The organism is Streptomyces sp. NPDC093094 (assembly GCF_044754345.1).
Taxonomy (GTDB): Bacteria; Actinomycetota; Actinomycetes; order Streptomycetales; family Streptomycetaceae; genus Streptomyces.
In genome coordinates this window covers 132,824-151,556 of sequence record NZ_JBIVOX010000007.1, presented here as the reverse complement: position 1 = coordinate 151,556, position 18,733 = coordinate 132,824, and the positions used below count along the sequence as shown (strand labels likewise).

Here is an 18,733-nt window from a genome sequence, read left to right as displayed (position 1 = left end):
GGGCAGACGCGGGAACAGGGAGCATGCGATGGCGGAACAGCGGCGGTCGGGCGGGGAGGGTGCCTCGGCATCCGAGCGCGTCCTGGTGGTCTTTCCCGGCTACCACCGCTCGTGGGCGGCCTGGATCGCCCAGTGTCTGGAGAGCCACGGCCACCAGGCCACCCTCCAGCGCTGGGACCCGCCGCGCGAGGTGCCGTTGGAGGACTCGCTCGGAGACCTGCTGCTGTCCTCCGGCCCTGTACTGCTCGTCCTCGACGACTGGTTCTTCGAGCTGGGGCCGCGGCCCGCGGGCGAGTGGAACGACGTGCTGCGCGGCTTCGTCGCCGCCCACTCGGACAGGTTCGCCGCTGTCAATCTCACCAACCGGCCCCTGCTGCCGGCCACCGCGGTCCTCGAACCGGCGAGCCTGTGGGGGCTGAGCGAGGAAGCGGCGGAGGAACGCCTGCTGAGCCGCCTCGGCCTGGAGCGCCGCCGCAGCCCCCGGATCCTGCCCGGCAGGGTCCGCTACCCCGAGAACCGTTGCGAGGTCTGGGGCGAGGTCCCGCGCCGCAACCCACGCTTCACCGGTCGCGACGAGCTGCTCACCGACCTCCACCAGCGCTTGGCCGACGCCAGCCGCGGTGCTGCCGTCTGCACCCTGCTCGGCATGTCGGGAATCGGCAAGACCCAGCTCGCGGCCGAGTACGCACACCGCTTCAGCACCGACTACGACGTGGTGTGGTGGGTCAACTCCGACGACCGCAACATCCAGCGCGACCGCCTGGGCGAGCTCGCCGTGGAGCTGGGCCTGCGCAGCGGCAGCGAGCCGGGCGAGCGGATCCGCGCCGTGCGCGAGGCCCTGCGACGAGGCGAGCCGCACGCCAACTGGCTGTTGATCTTCGACGGCTGGGACGACACCGACGGCATCAACGCCCTGCTTCCCCAGGGAGCCGGACACGTCGTCATCACCACCCGCAACCGCGCCTGGAGCGAGCACAGCGACGTCCTCGAAGTGCCCACTTTCCTGCGCGCGGAGTCCACCGGCTACCTGTTGCGCCGCGCACCCCACATCACGACGAACGAGGCCGACGAGGTCGCCGCCGAGTTCGGCGACGTGCCACTGCCCTTGGTGCAGGCCGCCTCCTGGCTCGGTGAGTCCCGGATGGAGGTCGCCGAGTACCTGCGCATGGTGCGCGAGCGACGCCTGTCCACCGTCGACGAGCCCGCCTCCGGCGACGGCTTCCCGCAGTCGTCGATGACGTCCTGGTCGATACTGCTCAACCGACTGCGCCGCTCGCAGCCGCAGGCCATCGACGTCCTGGGCCTGTGCACCTCGTTCGCCCCCGGCCGGATTCCACTGGGCCTCATCCGTGCCTACCCGCACACGGACCTGCCCGAGGAACTGCGGTGGATGGCCACCGATCTGCCCGCGTGGACACGGGCCCTCGACACACTGGTCAACTACTCGGTCCTCACCCGCGAGGCACGCGGCCCCGTCGGTGTCGACATGGGCCCGCACCAGGAGTCGGTGCACATGCACCGGCTCGTCCACGACATCGTCTCCAAGCTGACCAGCGAGGAGAGCCGCGGTGTCCACCGCCGGGCCGTACGCACCCTTCTCGCGGAGGCCGATCCCGGCAACCCCTTGGACAGCAGGAACTGGCCCCGCTACGCCGAGCTGCTGCCCCACCTGGAACCCTCCGGAGCCCTGGACAGCGCCCAGCCCCGGGTCCAGGAGACGGTGCTCAACTGTCTGCGCTACTGCTTCCGCAGCGGGGAGTACAACAGCGGCCTCGACCTCGCCCAGCGGATCCGCGAGCGATGGTCGCGCACCATGGAACCGCTCGCCCAGCCCATGCTCGCCCTGACCACCCAGGAGAGCAACATCATGCGGGCCAGCGGCCGCTTCCGTGAGGCCCACGAGCTCGACCGCGCCGTGCTGGAGCGCCTCCGGGCCGCGCCCCGGCGCAACGAACTCGGAGAGCTGACCGTCAAGGGCGCCATGGCCAACAGCCTGCGCCACCTGGGCCGCTACGAGGAGGCGCACGACCTTCAGCGCGAGGTCCACGACGGCACCGGCCGGCTGCTCGGTGAGAACGAGACCGACACCCTGATCGCCCGGCACAACCTCGGTGTCGGCCTCAGACTCCTCGGCAGATACACCGAAGCCCTGGAACTCGACCTGGAGACGCTGACCCGACGGGAGAGCGTGCTGCGGGCACGGCACATCAGCACGCTCAACTCCGGCAGTGCCGTCACCCACGACCTGCGCCTCCTCGGGCGCTACCGCGACGCGCTCGCCCGCCAGGAGCCCGTCGTCCGGCTCCATGTGCAGGTGCTGGGCGCCCAGCACCCGCAGACCCTCGGGGCACGCGGCCAGCTCATCATGTGCCGCCGCCGCGAAGGGAGCCACTCGTCGGACTCGGGACCGGAGCTGGCCAGCCTCGTGGACCAGTTGGCGCAGGTCCACGGACGCGGGCACTACCGGACCCTGCTGCACGTCAACAACTACGGCAACTATCTGCGCGAGCACGGCGATCTCAGCCATGCGCGCGATTACATCGACGAAGCCGAAGCCGGCTACCGCGCCCTGCTCGGCCCGGCACACCCTGTGGCGACGGGCATGCTGTCCAACACGGGTCTGGTCATGCAGGCCGCCGGTGAACGCGCCGAGGCCATGGCGATGTTCGAAGCCGCGCTCGCCGGGCTCACCGCCACGCTCAACGCCGACCACCCCTGGGTGCTCGGGTGCGCCCTGAACGCGGCGAGCGGGCGGAACTTCAACGGCCGGATCGGCGACGCCGCGGAGCTGAGCCGGGAGACCCTGCGCCGCGCCCGCAGGGTCCTCGGGGACGAGCACCCGCTGACGCTGTCCTGCCAGATCGCGCTGGCCGCCGATCTACGGGCGGCACGCGAGCAGGAGGAGGCGGCGAAGCTGGAGGAGGACGGGCTGCTGATCCTCACCCGCACCCTCGGTGCCCAGCACCCCCACACCATCTCCGCCCGTCAGCGCACCCGGCCCTACTGGGACTTCGAGCCCTACCTGGGCTGAGCCCGCCGGACGGCGAAGGGCCCGGCACCGAGGCGGAGAACCTCGGTGCCGGGCCCGACCGTGTCCGGCGGCGGAGACCGCCTGAGGACTACGCCTCGAACACCTCGCGCACCAGCTGCTCCTGCTCCGCCTGGTGGCGCTTCGCGGAGCCGACCGCCGGGGACGAGCCGTGCGGACGCGAGATGCGCCGCAGCCGCTCACCGTGCGGGACGTCCGCGCCGACCGCCAGGTCCAGGTGGTCGATGAGGTTCAGGGCGATGAACGGCCACGCGCCCTGGTTCGCCGGCTCCTCCTGCGCCCACAGGTACTTCTCGGCGTTCGGGTACTTCTTGATCTCCGCCTGGAGCTCCGCACCCGGCAGCGGGTACAGGCGCTCGATGCGGATGATCGCCGTGTCGGTGACGCCGCGCTTGACCCGCTCGGCCTCCAGGTCGTAGTAGACCTTGCCCGCGCAGAAGACGACCTTGCGCACGGCCGCCGGGTCCACCGACGCGTCGCCGATGACCGGGCGGAACTGGCCCGTGGTGAACTCCTCCGCCTTCGACGCCGCGGCCTTCAGGCGCAGCATCGACTTCGGGGTGAAGACGACCAGCGGCTTGTGGTGCGGGTTGTGCACCTGCCACCGCAGGAGGTGGAAGTAGTTCGACGGCGAGGTCGGCATGGCGACCGTCATGTTGTTCTGCGCGCACAGCTGGAGGAAGCGCTCCGGGCGGGCGGACGAGTGGTCCGGTCCCTGGCCCTCGTAGCCGTGGGGGAGGAGCAGGGTGACGCCGGAGGTCTGGCTCCACTTCTGCTCCGCCGACGAGATGAACTCGTCCACGACCGTCTGGGCGCCGTTGACGAAGTCGCCGAACTGCGCCTCCCACAGCACGAGCGCGTCCGGGCGGGCCAGCGAGTAGCCGTACTCGAAGCCCATGGCCGCGTACTCGGACAGCAGGGAGTTGTAGACGTTCAGCCGCGACTGGTCCTCGGAGAGGTACTGCAGCGGCGTGTACTCCTCGCCGGTGCTGCGGTCGATGATGACCGCGTGGCGCTGGCCGAAGGTGCCGCGCTGGGAGTCCTGGCCGGCCAGGCGGACCGGGACGCCCTCCAGCAGCAGCGAGCCGAAGGCGAGGGTCTCGCCCATGCCCCAGTCGATGGTGCCGTCCTCGACCATCGCCGCACGGCGCTGCAGCTGCGGCAGCAGACGCGGGTGCACGGTGATGTGGTCGGGGACGTTGACCTGGGACTCGGCGATCCGCTTGACGACCTCGGCGGACACCGCGGTGTTCACGGCGACCGGGAACTCGGCCTGCGGGTCGGAGGTCTCCGCCGCGGCGGGCTGCGAGGTGGCCTCGCGGACCTCGGTGAAGACCTTCTCCAGCTGCCCCTGGTAGTCCTGCAGCGCCTGCTCGGCCTCTTCCAGGGTGATGTCGCCGCGACCGATCAGGGACTCGGTGTAGAGCTTGCGCACCGAGCGCTTCTTGTCGATCAGGTCGTACATCAGCGGCTGGGTGAAGGCCGGGTTGTCCGACTCGTTGTGACCGCGGCGGCGGTAGCAGATGAGGTCGATCACCACGTCCTTGTTGAACGCCTGGCGGAACTCGAAGGCGAGTCGCGCCACGCGGACGACGGCCTCGGGGTCGTCGCCGTTGACGTGGAAGATCGGGGCCTCGATCATGCGGGCCACGTCCGTCGCGTACATGGAGGAACGCGAGGACTCGGGGGCCGCGGTGAAGCCGACCTGGTTGTTGATGACGACGTGGACCGTGCCGCCGGTGCGGTAACCGCGCAGCTGCGACATGTTCAGGGTCTCGGCCACCACGCCCTGGCCCGCGAAGGCCGCGTCGCCGTGGATCGCCACCGGCAGGACGGTGAAGTCCGTGCCGCCCTTGTTGATGATGTCCTGCTTGGCGCGCGCGACGCCCTCCAGGACCGGGTCCACCGCCTCCAGGTGCGAGGGGTTCGCGACCAGGGAGACCTTGATCTGCTCGCCGTCGAGGCCCGTGAAGGTGCCCTCGGCGCCCAGGTGGTACTTCACGTCGCCGGAGCCGTGCATCGACTTCGGGTCGAGGTTGCCCTCGAACTCGCGGAAGATCTGGGCGTAGGACTTGCCGACGATGTTCGCCAGGACGTTCAGCCGGCCGCGGTGGGCCATGCCGATGACGACCTCGTCCAGCCGCGACTCGGCCGCGCTGTCCAGCACCGCGTCGAGCAGCGGGATGACGGACTCGCCGCCCTCCAGGGAGAAGCGCTTCTGGCCGACGTACTTCGTCTGCAGGAAGGTCTCGAACGCCTCCGCCGCGTTCAGCCGGCGCAGGATGCGCAGCTGCTCCTCGCGCTCCGGCTTGGTGTGCGGGCGCTCGATGCGGTCCTGGATCCACTTGCGCTGCTTGGGGTCCTGGATGTGCATGAACTCGATGCCGGTGGTGCGGCAGTACGAGTCGCGCAGCACGCCGAGGATGTCGCGCAGCTTCATCAGGGACTTGCCGGCGAAACCGCCGACGGCGAACTCGCGCTCCAGGTCCCACAGGGTGAGGCCGTGCTCGACGATGTCCAGGTCGGGGTGCTTGCGCTGGCGGTACTCCAGCGGGTCGGTGTCGGCCATGACGTGGCCGCGGACCCGGTAGGAGTGGATCAGCTCGAAGACCCGGGCGGCCTTGGTGACGTCGTCGTCGTGGGAGGCGTCGATGTCCTTCAGCCAGCGGACCGGCTCGTACGGGATCCGCAGGGCCTCGAAGATGTCGTCGTAGAAGCTGCTCTCGCCGAGCAGCAGGTTCGCGACGACCCGCAGGAACTCGCCGGAGGCGGCGCCCTGGATCACCCGGTGGTCGTAGGTCGACGTGAGCGTCATGACCTTGGAGACGCCGAGCTTGTTCAGGGTGTCCTGGGAGGTGCCCTGGAACTCCGCCGGGTAGTCCATGGAGCCGACGCCCATGATCACGGACTGGTTCGGCATCAGACGCGGCACGGAGTGGACGGTGCCGAGGCCGCCGGGGTTGGTCAGGGAGACCGTGACACCGGTGAAGTCGTCCATCGTCAGCTTGTTGTCGCGGGCGCGACGGACGATGTCCTCGTACGCCTGCCAGAACTCGAAGAAGTTCAGCGTCTCGGCCTTCTTGATCGCCGCGACGACCAGCTGGCGGTCGCCGTTGGGCTTGACCAGGTCGATGGCGAGGCCGAGGTTGACGTGCTCAGGCTTGACCAGGGTGGGCTTGCCGTCCTTGACCTGGTAGGACCAGTTCATCGACGGCATGGCCTTGATCGCGCGCACCATCGCGTACCCGATGAGGTGCGTGAAGGAGATCTTCCCGCCGCGGGCGCGCTTGAGGTGGTTGTTGATGACGATGCGGTTGTCGAACAGCAGCTTCACCGGGACGGCGCGCACCGAGGTGGCGGTCGGCACGTCCAGCGAGGCGTCCATGTTCTTCACGACGGCACCGGCCGGGCCGCGCAGCGTCACGAACTCCGGACCTGCCGGGGCCTCGGTCGCCGGGGCGGCCTTGGCGGCGGCCGGCTTCGGGGCGGCGGCGGGCTTCGCCGGAGCCGGAGCCGCCGCGGCCGGAGCCGGGGCGGGGGCCGGGACGGCGGCGGGCCGGGCGGCCTGAGGGGCCTGCGCGGCCGGAGCCGGGGCGGCGGGAGCTGTGGTGGTGGTCTCCGCGGCCCCCGCGGCCGCGGTACCCGCCGGAGCCTGGGACGCGGCGGCCCCCGGCTTGTAGTCGGCGAAGAAGTCCCACCAGGCACGGTCTACCGAATTCGGGTCCTGGAGGTACTGCTGATAGATCTCGTCGACGAGCCACTCGTTGGCACCGAACGCGGCGGCGGGATTCTTACCCGCTTGGTCGGCCTCGGTGGTAGGGGCGCTCGAGTTACTGGGGGACTGTGGCGACACGGCGGCAACCGCCCTCTTCCGCTTCACAAGGTGATGGACAGCGGGAATAAAGGCTACGCCTCCAAGACCGAGAAGGTCAGGCCAGGTCGGTTCATCGTCGCGTAAGTCACATTACAGCGGGTGTTTCGGGGCCGTAAATGGCGGGAAGCAAGCGGGGTTCCGCTTCTGTGAGGTCGCTCAGAGGGTGCGTCGATGCAGGTCCGGCGCCTGATCGGCGGGGACCTGTGCCTGATCACACGTGTCCGTCAGTGCGGACGCCCGTGGATCTTGGGACTCCGGTTCGAACCCTACGTCAATTCGACGGGTGAGGGACCCCTGGAAGGGTGACAAGGATCCGGCAGCCCCGCTCGGATTCGGCCACCCCGATCCGGCCGCCGTGCAGATCCACGGCCCAGCGGGCGATCGCCAGCCCCAGTCCGGTGCCGCCGTCGCTGCCCGGCCCGTGCGGCCGGGTCATCGCGCCGCGGTTGAACCGCTCGAAGACCTTGTGCCACTCCGACTTCGGGATGCCCGGCCCCTCGTCCAGGACCTCCAGCTCCAGCGACTCCGGATGCGGGCCGCGCCGCGCCTTCACCGTGACCCGGCCGTGCGGGGGGCTGTGCTTGACCGCGTTGTCGATGAGATTCGCCACCACCTGGTGGATACGTTCCGGGTCGGCGTGCGCGGTCAGCTCCGGCGGCGACACGTCCAGCGCCAGATGCACGTCCGCGCGCGTGTGGCTGCCCGAGCCGGAGGTGATGCCCGCGCGCGCCGAGGCGACCATGTTGGACTCCTTCAGCACGCCCGAGAGGTACGGCCACACCTCGAAGCGCCTCGTCTTCAGCGGGACGACGCCGTTGTCCAGCCGCGACAGGTCCAGCAGCTGCTCCACCAGCCGGCCGAGCCGCTCGGTCTGCTTCAGTGCCGTGCGCATGGTCTCGGGGTCGGCCTCGGTGACCCCGTCCACGATGTTCTCCAGCACCGCGCGCAGACCCGCGATGGGGGTCCGCAGCTCGTGCGAGACGTTCGCCACCAGCTCCTTGCGCTGACGGTCCTGCGCCTCCAGCTCGTCGGCCATGACGTTGATCGTCTGGGCCAGGTCGCCCAGCTCGTCCCGGCGGTTCTCGCGCACCCGGCGGGTGTAGTCGCCGTACGAGATCGAGCGGGCCACCAGGTTCATCTCGTCCAGCGGCGAGGTCAGCGAGTGGGCCACGAACTGCGTGATCAGCAGCGTGGCGATCATCGAGAAGACCGTGATGAAGCGCAGCTCCGTCTTCGTGTGCACGGCGATCACCGACAGTCCGGTGGTGATCAGCACCGAGATGACGACCAGGGCGCCCAGCTTGGTCTTGACCGAGAACGGGCGTACGCCGCCCCGGGGCTCCCCGGGGCTCCTCCGCGCGGCCGGCCGCCCCCCGCTCATGGCGTCGGGGTCTCCAGGGCGTAGCCGACGCCGTGCACCGTGCGGATCCGCTCGGCGCCGATCTTGCGCCGCAGCGCCTTGATGTGGCTGTCGACCGTCCGGGTGCCGGAGGCGTCCGCCCAGTCCCACACCTCGGCCAGCAGCTGCTCCCGGGAGAGCACCGCGCGCGGGGTGTTCGCCAGGCAGACCAGCAGGTCGAACTCGGTGGGGGTGAGGTGGACGTCCTCGCTGCGCACCCGGACCCGGCGCTGCGCGTGGTCGATCTCCAGCTCGCCGAGGCGCAGGATCCCGCTGCGGGGCGTCGTGGCCGCCAGCGCGGCCCGCTCCACCCGCCGCAGCAGTACGTGCACCCGGGCCGCCAGCTCCCGCATGGAGAACGGCTTCGTCATGTAGTCGTCCGCGCCGACGCCCAGCCCGACCAGCATGTCCGTCTCGTCGTCGCGCGCGGTGAGCATCAGCACCGGCACCGGACGCTGGGCCTGCACCCGGCGGCAGACCTCCAGGCCGTCGAAGCCGGGCAGCATGATGTCGAGGATCAGCAGGTCCGGCTGCCATGCCTCGGCGGTGTCGACCGCGGAGGGCCCGTCGCCCGCGGTCTGCACCAGGAATCCCTCGGCGCGCAGGCGGGCCGCGATGGCGTCGACGATCGTCGCGTCGTCCTCGACCACCAGCACCCGGCGCTGCGCACCCGGTGCGGCCGTCGCCGTGCCGTTGTTGTGGGAGGTGTGTGTCTGCTCCATCGCCCGCCCCTGAAGTGTGCTTTCCGGAATCCGTGGGGTGATCCCGTGTCTGCGGTCGACGCTTGAAAGATCGGCGTCAGGGAAGCAGCGTACGGGGAGTCACCTCGGCATTGCTATCCAGGTCCGACGCCGAGATGCACGACGTCCGGAACGCCCCGGGCAACGGGGATCTCTTCGGTACGCACATGCCGGAATCCGGCATTCCGCAAGGTTTCCTCGAAACCGGGAGAGGGCTGCGCGGACCACACGGCGAGCACCCCGCCGGGCGTCAACGCCCTTGAGCAGGCAGCCAGTCCGGCCGGCGAGTACAGGCTTCCGTTGTCCTCGGACACGGTCCAGTCCGGTCCGTTGTCGATGTCCAGACAGAGTGCGTCGTACGTGGCGCATGTCTCATGGACATGGGCGACGAGATCGGCTTCCAGGATCCCGGTGCGGGGATCGGCGAGGGCCTCGCGGGACAGCTCCGCGAGCGGCCCCTCCCGGTGCCAGTCGATGACGGCCCGCTCGCGCTCGACCACCGTGATCCTTCCCCAGCGGGGGTCCGCCGCGGCGTGTGCGAGCGAGAAGCCGACGCCCAGGCCGCCGACCAGCACATGCGGCCGGGCGCGTCCGTCCAGGGCGTCCAGCGCCGCGTCGACGAGCAGCCGCTCCGAGCGTCCGTCCGAGGTGTCCATCAGGAAGCAGCCGTTGGCGATGATCTGGAGCAGATCACCGTGGCGGCGCAGGACGACCTCGCCGTGGGGGCCCTCGCGACGGTCCAGCACCTGCGGGGTGTCGTAGGAGGTGGGCATCGGCCCATCCTGGCAGTTGCCTGACGGTTCGTTGACGGAATTTCCACCGGCGGCGGGTCCGCCGGTGTCCGCCACCCGAACGAGGGCTTCCGTCCGGGCCTCCCGCCCGTCACCCCTGCGGACGGGCGGCGCCCGGCGCCGCGGGTCCTGTGCCGCGTGTGCCCGCAGGGGCCGTGCGCACGGCTCCCCGTGCCTCTCGGGGGCGCCGCGTCACGGTGTGCCGTCACCCCTGCGGACGGGCCGCCTCGTGTCCGCCGAGCGATCTCGCGCTCGTCAGCAGGGCCCTGGTCGTCCAGCCCAGGGACGTGTACAGGGCCCGGCCCGCCGGGGTGCCGGCGAGGACGCCGGTGCGGGCGCCCTGCTCCGCGGCGGTGTGCTGGAGCGCGCGCATGACGAAGGAGCCGAGGCCCCGGCGGCGATGGGCGGGGCTGGTCTCGATCTGGTCGGCCACGGCGCCGGAGCCGGTGACGGCGATCTGGCCGCGGGCGGCGAAGGAGCCGTCCCCGGCGGCGAGCATCACCCGGGTCACGCCTCCGGCCGTCCAGGAGCGCACCCGGTAGCCGGCGGGCGGCGCGGGCGCGGCGCACGGCGGGAGCGGGGCCGACATCAGGTAGCCCGGCTCGGGGTCGACCCACCAGGAGCCGTCCAGCCACCCCGCGGTCCGCGCGGGGTCCCGGAACACCTTCAGCCACACCCCCTCGCCGGTCACCGACGCCGAGACCGCACGGACGGTCTTCTCCTCGACGTCGTCGCCCACCGCGCCCAGGACATGCCGGGTGACCTCCTTCGCCAGCCCCGAGTCGATCGTCCAGCCCCAGGGCTCGGCGTGGGGCGGCGCCGCCCCACGCGAGACCACCCAGCCGTCGATCCAGCTCCGTACGATGCCGTCCATGTCCGCCCCGTAATGGTCTCTGGTGTCGATTGGCTATTACCTGGCCGACGATATTCGGCGGTCTCACCCTCGCGACAGACGTGATCGCTCAGAGCGAACAAGAGCCCGGGAACATCTCGGGGCTCACATGCATTGAGTCGGCATAGCTCAACTTGACTGCCGAAGGGGAGATCATGGCTGCTGAGTCCACGGCGTTCACACCGCTGGCCCTGCCTGTGCTGCCGCTCGACGACGAGGTCGTGCTGCCCGGGATGGTCGTTCCGCTGGACCTCAACGACACGGAGGTACGGGCCGCGGTGGAGGCCGCCCAGGCCGCCGCCCGCACCGAGCCCGGCAAGCCCAGGGTGCTCCTGGTGCCGCGCATCGACGGGACCTACGCCGGCACGGGCGTGCTCGGCACCGTGGAGCAGGTGGGCCGGCTGGCCGACGGCGACCCGGGCGCGCTGATCCGCGGCCGTGGCCGCGTGAGGATCGGCGCGGGCACCACCGGTCCCGGCCGGGCGCTGTGGGTCGAGGGCACCCGGGTCGACGAGAAGGTGCCCGAGCCGCTGCCCGGCCACGTGGCCGAGCTGGTCAAGGAGTACAAGGCCCTCGCCACGACCTGGCTGAAGAAGCGCGGCGCCTGGCAGGTCGTCGACCGGGTGCAGGCCATCGACGAGGTGTCCGCCCTCGCCGACAACTCCGGTTACTCGCCCTTCCTGACCGTCGAGCAGAAGATCGAGCTGCTGGAGACCGCCGACCCGGTCGTCCGTCTGAGGCTCGCCACCCAGCAGCTGCGCGACCACCTCGCCGAGCAGGATGTCGCCGAGACCATCGCCAAGGACGTCCAGGAGGGCGTCGACAAGCAGCAGCGCGAGTTCCTGCTGCGCCGCCAGCTCGAAGCCGTCCGCAAGGAGCTGCGCGAGCTGAACGGCGAGAACTCCAAGGACTCGGCCGAGGAGTCCGACGACTACCGCGCCCGCGTCGAGGCCGCGGATCTGCCCGAGAAGGTCCGCGAGGCCGCCCTCAAGGAGGTCGACAAGCTGGAGCGCTCCTCCGACCAGTCGCCCGAGGGCTCATGGATCAGGACCTGGCTGGACACGGTCCTGGAGCTGCCGTGGAACGAGCGCACCGAGGACGCCTACGACATCCAGGGCGCCAAGGCCGTCCTCGACGCCGAGCACGCGGGCCTGGAGGACGTGAAGGCGCGCATCACCGAGTACCTGGCCGTCCGCAAGCGGCGCGCCGACCGCGGGCTGGGCGTCATCGGCGGCCGGCGCGGCGGGGCCGTGCTCGCCCTCGTCGGACCGCCCGGCGTCGGCAAGACCTCGCTCGGCGAGTCCGTCGCCCACGCGATGGGCCGCAAGTTCGTCCGGGTCGCCCTCGGCGGCGTCCGTGACGAGGCCGAGATCCGCGGCCACCGGCGCACCTACGTCGGCGCGCTGCCCGGCCGGATCGTGCGTGCGGTCAAGGAGGCCGGTTCCATGAACCCGGTCGTCCTGCTCGACGAGATCGACAAGGTGGGCTCCGACTTCCGGGGCGACCCGGCGGCCGCGCTGCTGGAGGTCCTGGACCCGGCGCAGAACCACACCTTCCGCGACCATTACCTGGAGGTCGAGCTCGACCTCTCGGACGTCGTCTTCCTGGCCACGGCCAACGTCCTGGAGGCCATCCCCGAGGCCCTGCTCGACCGGATGGAGCTGGTCCGCCTGGACGGCTACACCGAGGACGAGAAGGTCGTCATCGCCCGGGACCACCTGCTCCCGCGCCAGCTGGAGCGGGCCGGCCTCGGCGCCGACGAGCTCACCCTCGACGAGAGCGCGCTGCGCAAGCTGGCCGGCGAGTACACCCGCGAGGCGGGTGTGCGCACCCTGGAGCGGTCCATCGCGCGGCTCCTGCGCAAGGTGGCGGCCCAGCACGAACTGGGCGAGCGGGAGCTGCCGCTCACCGTCACGGACGCCGACCTGCGCGGTCTGATCGGGCGGCCGCACCATGTGCCCGAGTCGGCGCAGGACCCGGCCGAGCGCCGTACGGCGGTCCCGGGCGTGGCGACGGGCCTCGCGGTCACGGGCGCGGGCGGTGACGTCCTCTTCGTCGAGGCGTCGCTGGCCGACCCGGAGACCGGCGCGGCGGGGCTGACCCTGACGGGCCAGCTGGGCGACGTGATGAAGGAGAGCGCGCAGATCGCCCTGTCCTTCCTGCGCTCCCACGGCGCCGAGCTGGAACTGCCCGTCGGCGACCTGAAGGACCGCGGCGTGCACATCCACTTCCCGGCGGGCGCGGTCCCGAAGGACGGCCCGAGCGCCGGCATCACGATGACCACGGCGCTGGCCTCGCTGCTCAGCGGGCGGCTCGTGCGCACCGACGTGGCCATGACCGGTGAGGTCTCGCTGACCGGGCGGGTCCTGCCGATCGGCGGGGTGAAGCAGAAGCTGCTCGCGGCCCAGCGGGCCGGGGTGACGACCGTGATCATCCCCAAGCGCAACGAGGCCGACCTGGACGACGTCCCGGCCGAGGTGCTGGACAAGCTCGACGTCCACCCCGTGACCGACGTCCGCCAGGTCCTCGAACTGGCGCTCGCGCCCGCCGCTCGGGGCGTGACGCCGGAGGTCCCCGTGGCGGCGTAGGGAGCACCTCCCGGGCGTTGAGCGCCGGGGGAGGACGCCAGGGGAGAAGGAGGAGGCCCGGGTCCCGTGAGGGAGGCCCGGGCCTTCGCCGTGCGCCTTCACCCCTGGGCGGATCAGCCCAGCGCGAGGGCCTGGACGCGGTCCAGCGCCCCGTTGAACCGGTTGTGGTCACCGACCGTGGGGCCGGTCGAGGTGTACTGCCACATCGTCTGGTAGCCCCAGCCCGCGGGCAGTTCGCCCACCGCCGTCGCGTACCGGGCGATCCACAGCGGGTTCGAGGCGCCGAAACCGCCGTAGTTGCCCGTGCACTGCTTCCACCAGCTGGTGGCCGTGTAGATGACGGCGTCGCGGCCGGTGCGGGCCCTGTACCGGTTCAGGAAGTCACCGATCCAGGCGACCATCGCGGACGGCGTCCTGCCGTAGCAGGCGGCGCCGTAGGGGTTCCACTCGATGTCGAGGGCGCCGGGCAGGGTCCTGCCGTCGCGGGACCAGCCGCCGCCGTGGTCGACGAAGTAGTCGGCCTGGGCCGCGCCGCCGGTGGTGTCGGGGGTCGCGAAGTGGTACGAGCCGCGGATCATGCCGACGCCGTACGAACCGCTGTACTGCCGGGAGAAGTAGGGGTTCGTGTAGTACGTCCCCTCGGTCGCCTTGACGTAGGCCCACCTGACCCCGCTGTTCCACAGCGTGCTCCAGGCGACGTCGCCCTGGTGGCTGCTGACGTCCACGCCCTCGGTCTGGGCCGCTCTGCCGGGGACCGGAGTGCCGTGCCGTCCGTCGTGGGGGACGACTCCCATGCCCATGTGGGCGGAGCCGCGGGGCGGTGTGTCCGCCGCGGAGGAGGGCGAGGCGAGCAGCAGGGAGAGGACGGCGAGCAGGGTTCCGGCGAGGAGGGGGCGCCGGGGGCGAGTGGTTCCGGGTCCGCGCACGCGCATGGCGATGCCTTTCGAAGACTCGGTGGTGCCCGGTGGGGGGAAATGCGTGGCATGGCGTGGGCATGCCAGTATGTGCCGGGTACGAAGCTACGCACGTAGACCTCCGGGAGGGAAGAGGGTCCGGACACCGCCGTTGGTCTACGCCTGCGAAATACTGACCGAGCTGCGGCGATGGCCGCTCGTGGCGGAAACTTTCAGGAACGGGAAACCGGGCAGGGGTGCTGACGTGCACGAGGACGGGAACGACGGCGGGCGCCCGGGAGAATCCGGCCCGCCGGCGAGTGGTGTGGACCAGGAGTTCCTGGCCCTGGAGCGTGAGCTGACGGTCTTCCTGCGGCGTGCCCGCGCCAACCAGGGCGAGATGGCCCGCGAGGTCCATCCGGATCTGGAGTCCTCCGCGTACGGCCTGCTCGTCCGCCTCGACGAGAGCGGCGGCCAGCGTGCCACGGACCTCGCCGCCTACATCGGCGTCGGCAAGGCCACCATGTCCCGCCAGCTGCGCGCCCTGGAGGAGCTGGGCCTGATCGCCCGCGAACCCGACCCCGCCGACGGCCGCGCCTGGCTGGTGCACCTCACCATGGAGGGCCGCACCCGCGTCGGCCGGGTCCGCGAGGCCCGCCGCGCCCGGTACGTCAGCAAGCTCGCCCACTGGGACCGCCGCGAGGTCGCCGAGCTGGCCCGGCTGCTGAACCACCTGAACAGCGGCATGGAGAAGTAGCCCCGGCCGCCGCCTGCGTCTCCGCCGGGGGCCGGGGGCCGGGCTGTCGGGCGGCCGGCGCGGCTCACAGGTCCACGAGGACCACCGTCGCGTCGTCGTGGACCTTGCCGCGCCCCAGGTGCGCCCGCCGCCCCGCGTCCTCCCGCTCCCGTTCGCGCACGCGCTCGACCAGGGCCCGCGCACCCTCCTTGCGGAGGCGGGCGAGCAGGTCCGTCCAGTCACCCTCGCGGAAGGTCTCCGTCCAGCGGGTCGCCCCGTCCGTGAGCGCGGCCAGGGCGCGCACCTCGGCGCGGGGGAGTGTGCCGGTGACCGCCCGCACCGACACGGACGGGTCGGCGGCGGCCGTGAAGAAGCCGCCCTCCTTGTTGCGGGCGGCGGCGTCCAGGATCTCGTCGGAGACCCGCAGCTCGCGCGGGACGCGGTCGAGCCGGTCGTCCCGTACGGCGGTGACGGCGCCGTCCATGCCCTCCACCAGCAGCGTCGAGTCGGACAGGACCAGGTGCTCCACGCGCTGCGCGTCCCAGCGGGCCAGAACCACCGTGGCCTGAGGGGTGCGTGGGTGAGAAAGGTCACAGGTGTGCCTGTGTGACTCCGCGGTACGAGCGACAGCGAGGGCGAGGATCCCGGAGAGGGGGACATCCGGTAGTGAAACGGTCAGTTCGGTCAGGGCGCCGCCCAGCCGTGCCGTGTACCAGGGGACGGAATGCAGACAGCCGGTCCCGCCGCGCGGCGGCGTCACCCCGTCCAGCGCCACGAGCGAACCGCCCTGTCCGCAGGCGGATGTACCGATCCCCGCGAAGTCCTCGTTGGGGCGGGCCGGGTCACCGGGCTCGGAGACGAGTTCGGTTCGCATCCGGCCAGTCTGCACGACCCCCTCACTTCCTTCGCCAAACGCTGGCAGGTGTCCGGGAATCGACGCACCGGCGCAGGTCAGGCGTCGGGTTTGGGGTGGAATACCGCACTCCGGGAAGGCGTGGCGGCGAATACTGTCAAAGCCCGCCCGCCACGTCCAACCGGCCCGCCGCGCAAGGCCGCCGCACGGGCCGGGAGAACTTGCCCGCCAACTCCCCTCCGATGTTCACTCCTTCGGGTGGCGGGTCCGGTGATGCGCGGCCACTGCCCACCGGCACTGGGAGGGTCTGGAGCCCTAACCCGGTGTGCGCGCACCAGTTGCACCGATTGACGGAGTGTCACCCGGGCCCATGAGTACACGAGTACAGGAATGCGAGCACCGGTGCAGATGACGCGGCCTCGGCGCACAGGCAGGCAGACGGCCCCCCAGGGGGGCCCGGAGCAGCAGCCCGGCACCCCGGCCGGCAAGGGACGGCCCACCCATGTACGCAACCGGCTCATCGTCGCCGTCGCCGTGGTGGCGGCGGCCGTCGCCGGTGCGGGCGCCCCTTCGGTGCTCGCCGCGTCGGGACAGCTGAAGGACACCCAGGACCTGGTGACCCTCGCCGAGCAGACCCGGGACGCGCTCACGCTCGCCCACTCGCTCGCCGACGAGCGCGACGAGGTCACCTCCTTCGTCGCCGCCGGACGCCCCAGGTCCAAGGCGCCCTCGGAGCAGCGCAGCACCCGGGTCGACCGGCAGGTGGACGAGCTGCGCGCCGTCTCGGACATCCCCGCCGCGCTGCGGGACGACCTGGACGGGATCTCCGCCCTGCGCAGCGCGGCGCTCACCGGCAAGAGCACCGCTCTCGAAGCGCACCAGGCGTACTCCGCCGCCATCACCGAGCTGCACCGCCTCGCCGAGGACCTCGCCGAGCAGCTGCCGCCCCGGGCCGGCTCCGGCGCCTACGCGCTCGCCGAGCTGGACGCCGCCGTCCAGCAGGCCGCCGCCACCCGCGGACTGCTGCTCGCCGCGCTGAGCGTCCCGCGCAGCACCGAGACGGTCTACGACCCGATCACCGGCCTGAACGTCGAGCAGACCGTCTCCTCGCCCGAGGACACCGAGCAGCGCGACGCCCTCACCGCCGCCGCCCAGCAGGCGCGGCTGCGCTCCGACGCCGCCCTCGCCGACTTCTCCGAGACCGCGACGGCCAAGGCCCGTACGTCGTACCAGTCCACGGTCACCGGAGCCGAGGTCAACTCCGCCGAGAAGTACCTCACCGGCCTCACCGACAAGGCCACCCTCTCCGACAAGGAACTCGGCACCAGCCCCGCCAAGCTCGACGCCGCCCTGTCGGCCCGTGTCGAGACCATGCGCGGCGTGGAGTCCGCCCTCTACAACCAGCGCGTCGAGGACCTCGCCCGGCTGCGCGACGACGACGTCACCGCGCTGGAGATCCGTGTCGCCCTGCTCGGCGCGCTGATGCTGCTCGCCATAGGCATCGCCACCGGCCTGGCCCGCACCCTCACCCGGCCGCTGGCGGTGCTGCGCCTCGGCTCCAAGCGGCTGGCCGAGGCGGCGGACCCGGCCGCGGAGGAGCCGGTGAAGTTCACCGGCCGCAACGACGAGTTCGCCCAGGTCGTCCGCTCGGTCAACGCCCTGCACGCGCACGCCGCCACCCTGCACGAGCGCATCGTCACGCTGGAGTCCGACCGCAAGCACCTGGTGGGCCAGCGGCAGAGGATGGCCGACGCCCGCGAGGGGCTGCGCACCGAGCTGGCCGACTCCGCCGCCGCGCTGGAGCGGCTGCGCGGCAGCATCGGCTCCACCTTCGTCAATCTCGCCCTGCGCACGCTCGGCCTGGTCGAGCGGCAGCTGGCGGTCATCGAGGGCCTGGAGGAGCGGGAGCAGGACCCCGACCGGCTGGCCACCCTGTTCAAGCTCGACCACTTCGCCACCGTCATGCGCCGGCACAGCGAGAACCTCCTCGTCCTCGCCGGGACCGAGCACATCCAGCAGAGCGCGCACCCGGTCCCGCTGGTCGACGTCGTCCGCGCCGCGGTCAGCGAGATCGAGCGCTACGAGCGCGTCCGTATCGCGGCGCTGCCCCCGCACGCCCATGTGGCGGGGTTCGCCGCGGACGACCTGAGCCATCTGCTCGCCGAACTCATGGAGAACGCCACCTCGTTCTCCCCGCCCGACCTGCCCGTCGAGATCTCCGGCTGGCTGCTGGAGAGCGGCGAGGTCATGCTCTCCGTCCAGGACGAGGGCATCGGCATGGCCGCGGAGCGTCTGGAGCGCCTCAACGCGCGCCTCTCCGAGTTCGACCCGGAGACCCCCTACGACCAGGAGGGCGAGGAGGGGCTCGGCCTCGGTCTCTACGTCGTCGCCCGCCTGGCCCACCGCTACGGCGTCCGGGTGCAGCTGCGCGAGCAGAAGCAGGGCGGTGTCGCCGCGGTCGTCGTCCTGCCGAAGGCCCTGCTCGCGGACGCCCCGCAGGCCGCCGCCCCGCCCGCCGCGCCCACCGCCGCAGGCACCCTCTCCTTCTCCCTCCCGGGTGCCGACGCGGAGGCCAACTCCAACGTCCTGCCGGGCCGCACGGCGGGCGGGGACCCGCTGGTGGAGCTGGCGGAGAAGACGGTGGAGGAGACGGCCGCCGCACAGCAGGCCGCGGAGGCCGCGGAGGCCGCGGAGACCGCCCCGCAGGACCCGCTGCCGCAGGACCCGCCGGCGGAGAGCCCGTCCGAGAGCCTGTCCGAGACGACGATGGAACTCCTGGCCCCGGTCCCGCCCCGCGAGGAGCCCGCCGACCGGGAGTCCGCCGACCGGGAGTCCCCGGCGCAGGCCCCGGCCCCGGGCGGGTCCACCGAACCACCGTCGGCCCCGGTCCCGGCTCCGTCGGCCCCGGCTCCGGTGTC

Annotated in this window: 11 protein-coding genes; 4 read left to right on the top strand and 7 right to left on the bottom strand. The window is 71.8% G+C overall.

Annotated elements, in window-relative coordinates; all coding sequences use genetic code 11:
* Positions 1–28: 28 nt before the first annotated feature.
* Positions 29–3,031, top strand: coding sequence for an FxSxx-COOH system tetratricopeptide repeat protein (fxsT, locus tag ACIQGV_RS16750; RefSeq protein ID WP_402495282.1), 3,003 nt, complete (start codon positions 29–31; stop codon positions 3,029–3,031).
* An 88-nt stretch (positions 3,032–3,119) separates the two neighbouring features.
* Here fxsT and ACIQGV_RS16745 read toward each other — a convergent pair whose 3' ends face one another.
* From ACIQGV_RS16745 to ACIQGV_RS16725, 5 genes are all read right to left on the bottom strand, one after another.
* Positions 3,120–6,902 (bottom strand): multifunctional oxoglutarate decarboxylase/oxoglutarate dehydrogenase thiamine pyrophosphate-binding subunit/dihydrolipoyllysine-residue succinyltransferase subunit, encoded by a 3,783-nt coding sequence (locus ACIQGV_RS16745; protein WP_402495281.1) that lies wholly within the window; start codon positions 6,900–6,902, stop codon positions 3,120–3,122.
* A gap of 292 nt (positions 6,903–7,194) precedes the next feature.
* Positions 7,195–8,304 (bottom strand): sensor histidine kinase, encoded by a 1,110-nt coding sequence (locus ACIQGV_RS16740; RefSeq protein WP_402495279.1) that lies wholly within the window; start codon positions 8,302–8,304, stop codon positions 7,195–7,197.
* Positions 8,301–9,044, bottom strand: a complete 744-nt coding sequence (locus tag ACIQGV_RS16735) for a response regulator transcription factor (protein ID WP_402495277.1) — start codon at positions 9,042–9,044, stop codon at positions 8,301–8,303. Before ACIQGV_RS16735 ends, ACIQGV_RS16740 begins: the two co-directional genes overlap by 4 nt.
* A gap of 113 nt (positions 9,045–9,157) precedes the next feature.
* Complete coding sequence (locus tag ACIQGV_RS16730; RefSeq protein WP_402495275.1) at positions 9,158–9,835, bottom strand: spermidine synthase; 678 nt, start codon at positions 9,833–9,835, stop codon at positions 9,158–9,160.
* Positions 9,836–10,058: 223 nt separating this feature from the next.
* Positions 10,059–10,727: a GNAT family N-acetyltransferase gene (locus ACIQGV_RS16725; protein WP_402495274.1), complete on the bottom strand. Its 669-nt coding sequence runs from the start codon at positions 10,725–10,727 to the stop codon at positions 10,059–10,061.
* A 173-nt stretch (positions 10,728–10,900) separates the two neighbouring features.
* On the opposite strand from ACIQGV_RS16725, the gene lon reads away from it, so the two are divergent.
* A complete protein-coding gene (gene lon, locus ACIQGV_RS16720) occupies positions 10,901–13,333 on the top strand; it encodes an endopeptidase La (RefSeq protein WP_402495273.1) in 2,433 nt (810 codons plus the stop codon).
* 113 nt (positions 13,334–13,446) lie between these two features.
* Here the strand turns inward: lon and ACIQGV_RS16715 are convergent, their stop codons facing one another.
* Complete coding sequence (locus tag ACIQGV_RS16715) at positions 13,447–14,265, bottom strand: lysozyme (RefSeq protein WP_402495271.1); 819 nt, start codon at positions 14,263–14,265, stop codon at positions 13,447–13,449.
* Between the two features lie 226 nt (positions 14,266–14,491).
* Here ACIQGV_RS16715 and ACIQGV_RS16710 point away from each other — a divergent pair, with 226 nt between their 5' ends.
* Positions 14,492–14,983, top strand: coding sequence for a MarR family winged helix-turn-helix transcriptional regulator (locus ACIQGV_RS16710; RefSeq protein ID WP_402495269.1), 492 nt, complete (start codon positions 14,492–14,494; stop codon positions 14,981–14,983).
* Between the two features lie 64 nt (positions 14,984–15,047).
* Here the strand turns inward: ACIQGV_RS16710 and ACIQGV_RS16705 are convergent, their stop codons facing one another.
* Positions 15,048–15,836 carry a hypothetical protein gene (locus tag ACIQGV_RS16705; protein ID WP_402495267.1) on the bottom strand — a complete coding sequence of 263 codons (789 nt, stop codon included), beginning with the start codon at positions 15,834–15,836 and terminating at the stop codon, positions 15,048–15,050.
* A gap of 381 nt (positions 15,837–16,217) precedes the next feature.
* On the opposite strand from ACIQGV_RS16705, the gene ACIQGV_RS16700 reads away from it, so the two are divergent.
* Positions 16,218–18,733 (top strand): nitrate- and nitrite sensing domain-containing protein (locus ACIQGV_RS16700; RefSeq protein WP_402495265.1); only part of this gene is annotated, 2,516 nt, incomplete at its 3' end.

Bases quoted from the DNA above. Each gene is read 5' to 3' on its own strand.
- ACIQGV_RS16715 (WP_402495271.1), bottom strand. From the start codon at position 14,265: ATGCGCGTGCGCGGACCCGGAACCACTCGCCCCCGGCGCCCCCTCCTC.
- ACIQGV_RS16735 (WP_402495277.1), bottom strand. From the start codon at position 9,044: ATGGAGCAGACACACACCTCCCACAACAACGGCACGGCGACGGCCGCA.
- ACIQGV_RS16725 (WP_402495274.1), bottom strand. From the start codon at position 10,727: ATGGACGGCATCGTACGGAGCTGGATCGACGGCTGGGTGGTCTCGCGT.
- ACIQGV_RS16740 (WP_402495279.1), bottom strand. From the start codon at position 8,304: ATGAGCGGGGGGCGGCCGGCCGCGCGGAGGAGCCCCGGGGAGCCCCGG.
- ACIQGV_RS16730 (WP_402495275.1), bottom strand. From the start codon at position 9,835: ATGCCCACCTCCTACGACACCCCGCAGGTGCTGGACCGTCGCGAGGGC.
- ACIQGV_RS16705 (WP_402495267.1), bottom strand. From the start codon at position 15,836: ATGCGAACCGAACTCGTCTCCGAGCCCGGTGACCCGGCCCGCCCCAAC.
- fxsT (WP_402495282.1), top strand. From the start codon at position 29: ATGGCGGAACAGCGGCGGTCGGGCGGGGAGGGTGCCTCGGCATCCGAG.
- lon (WP_402495273.1), top strand. From the start codon at position 10,901: ATGGCTGCTGAGTCCACGGCGTTCACACCGCTGGCCCTGCCTGTGCTG.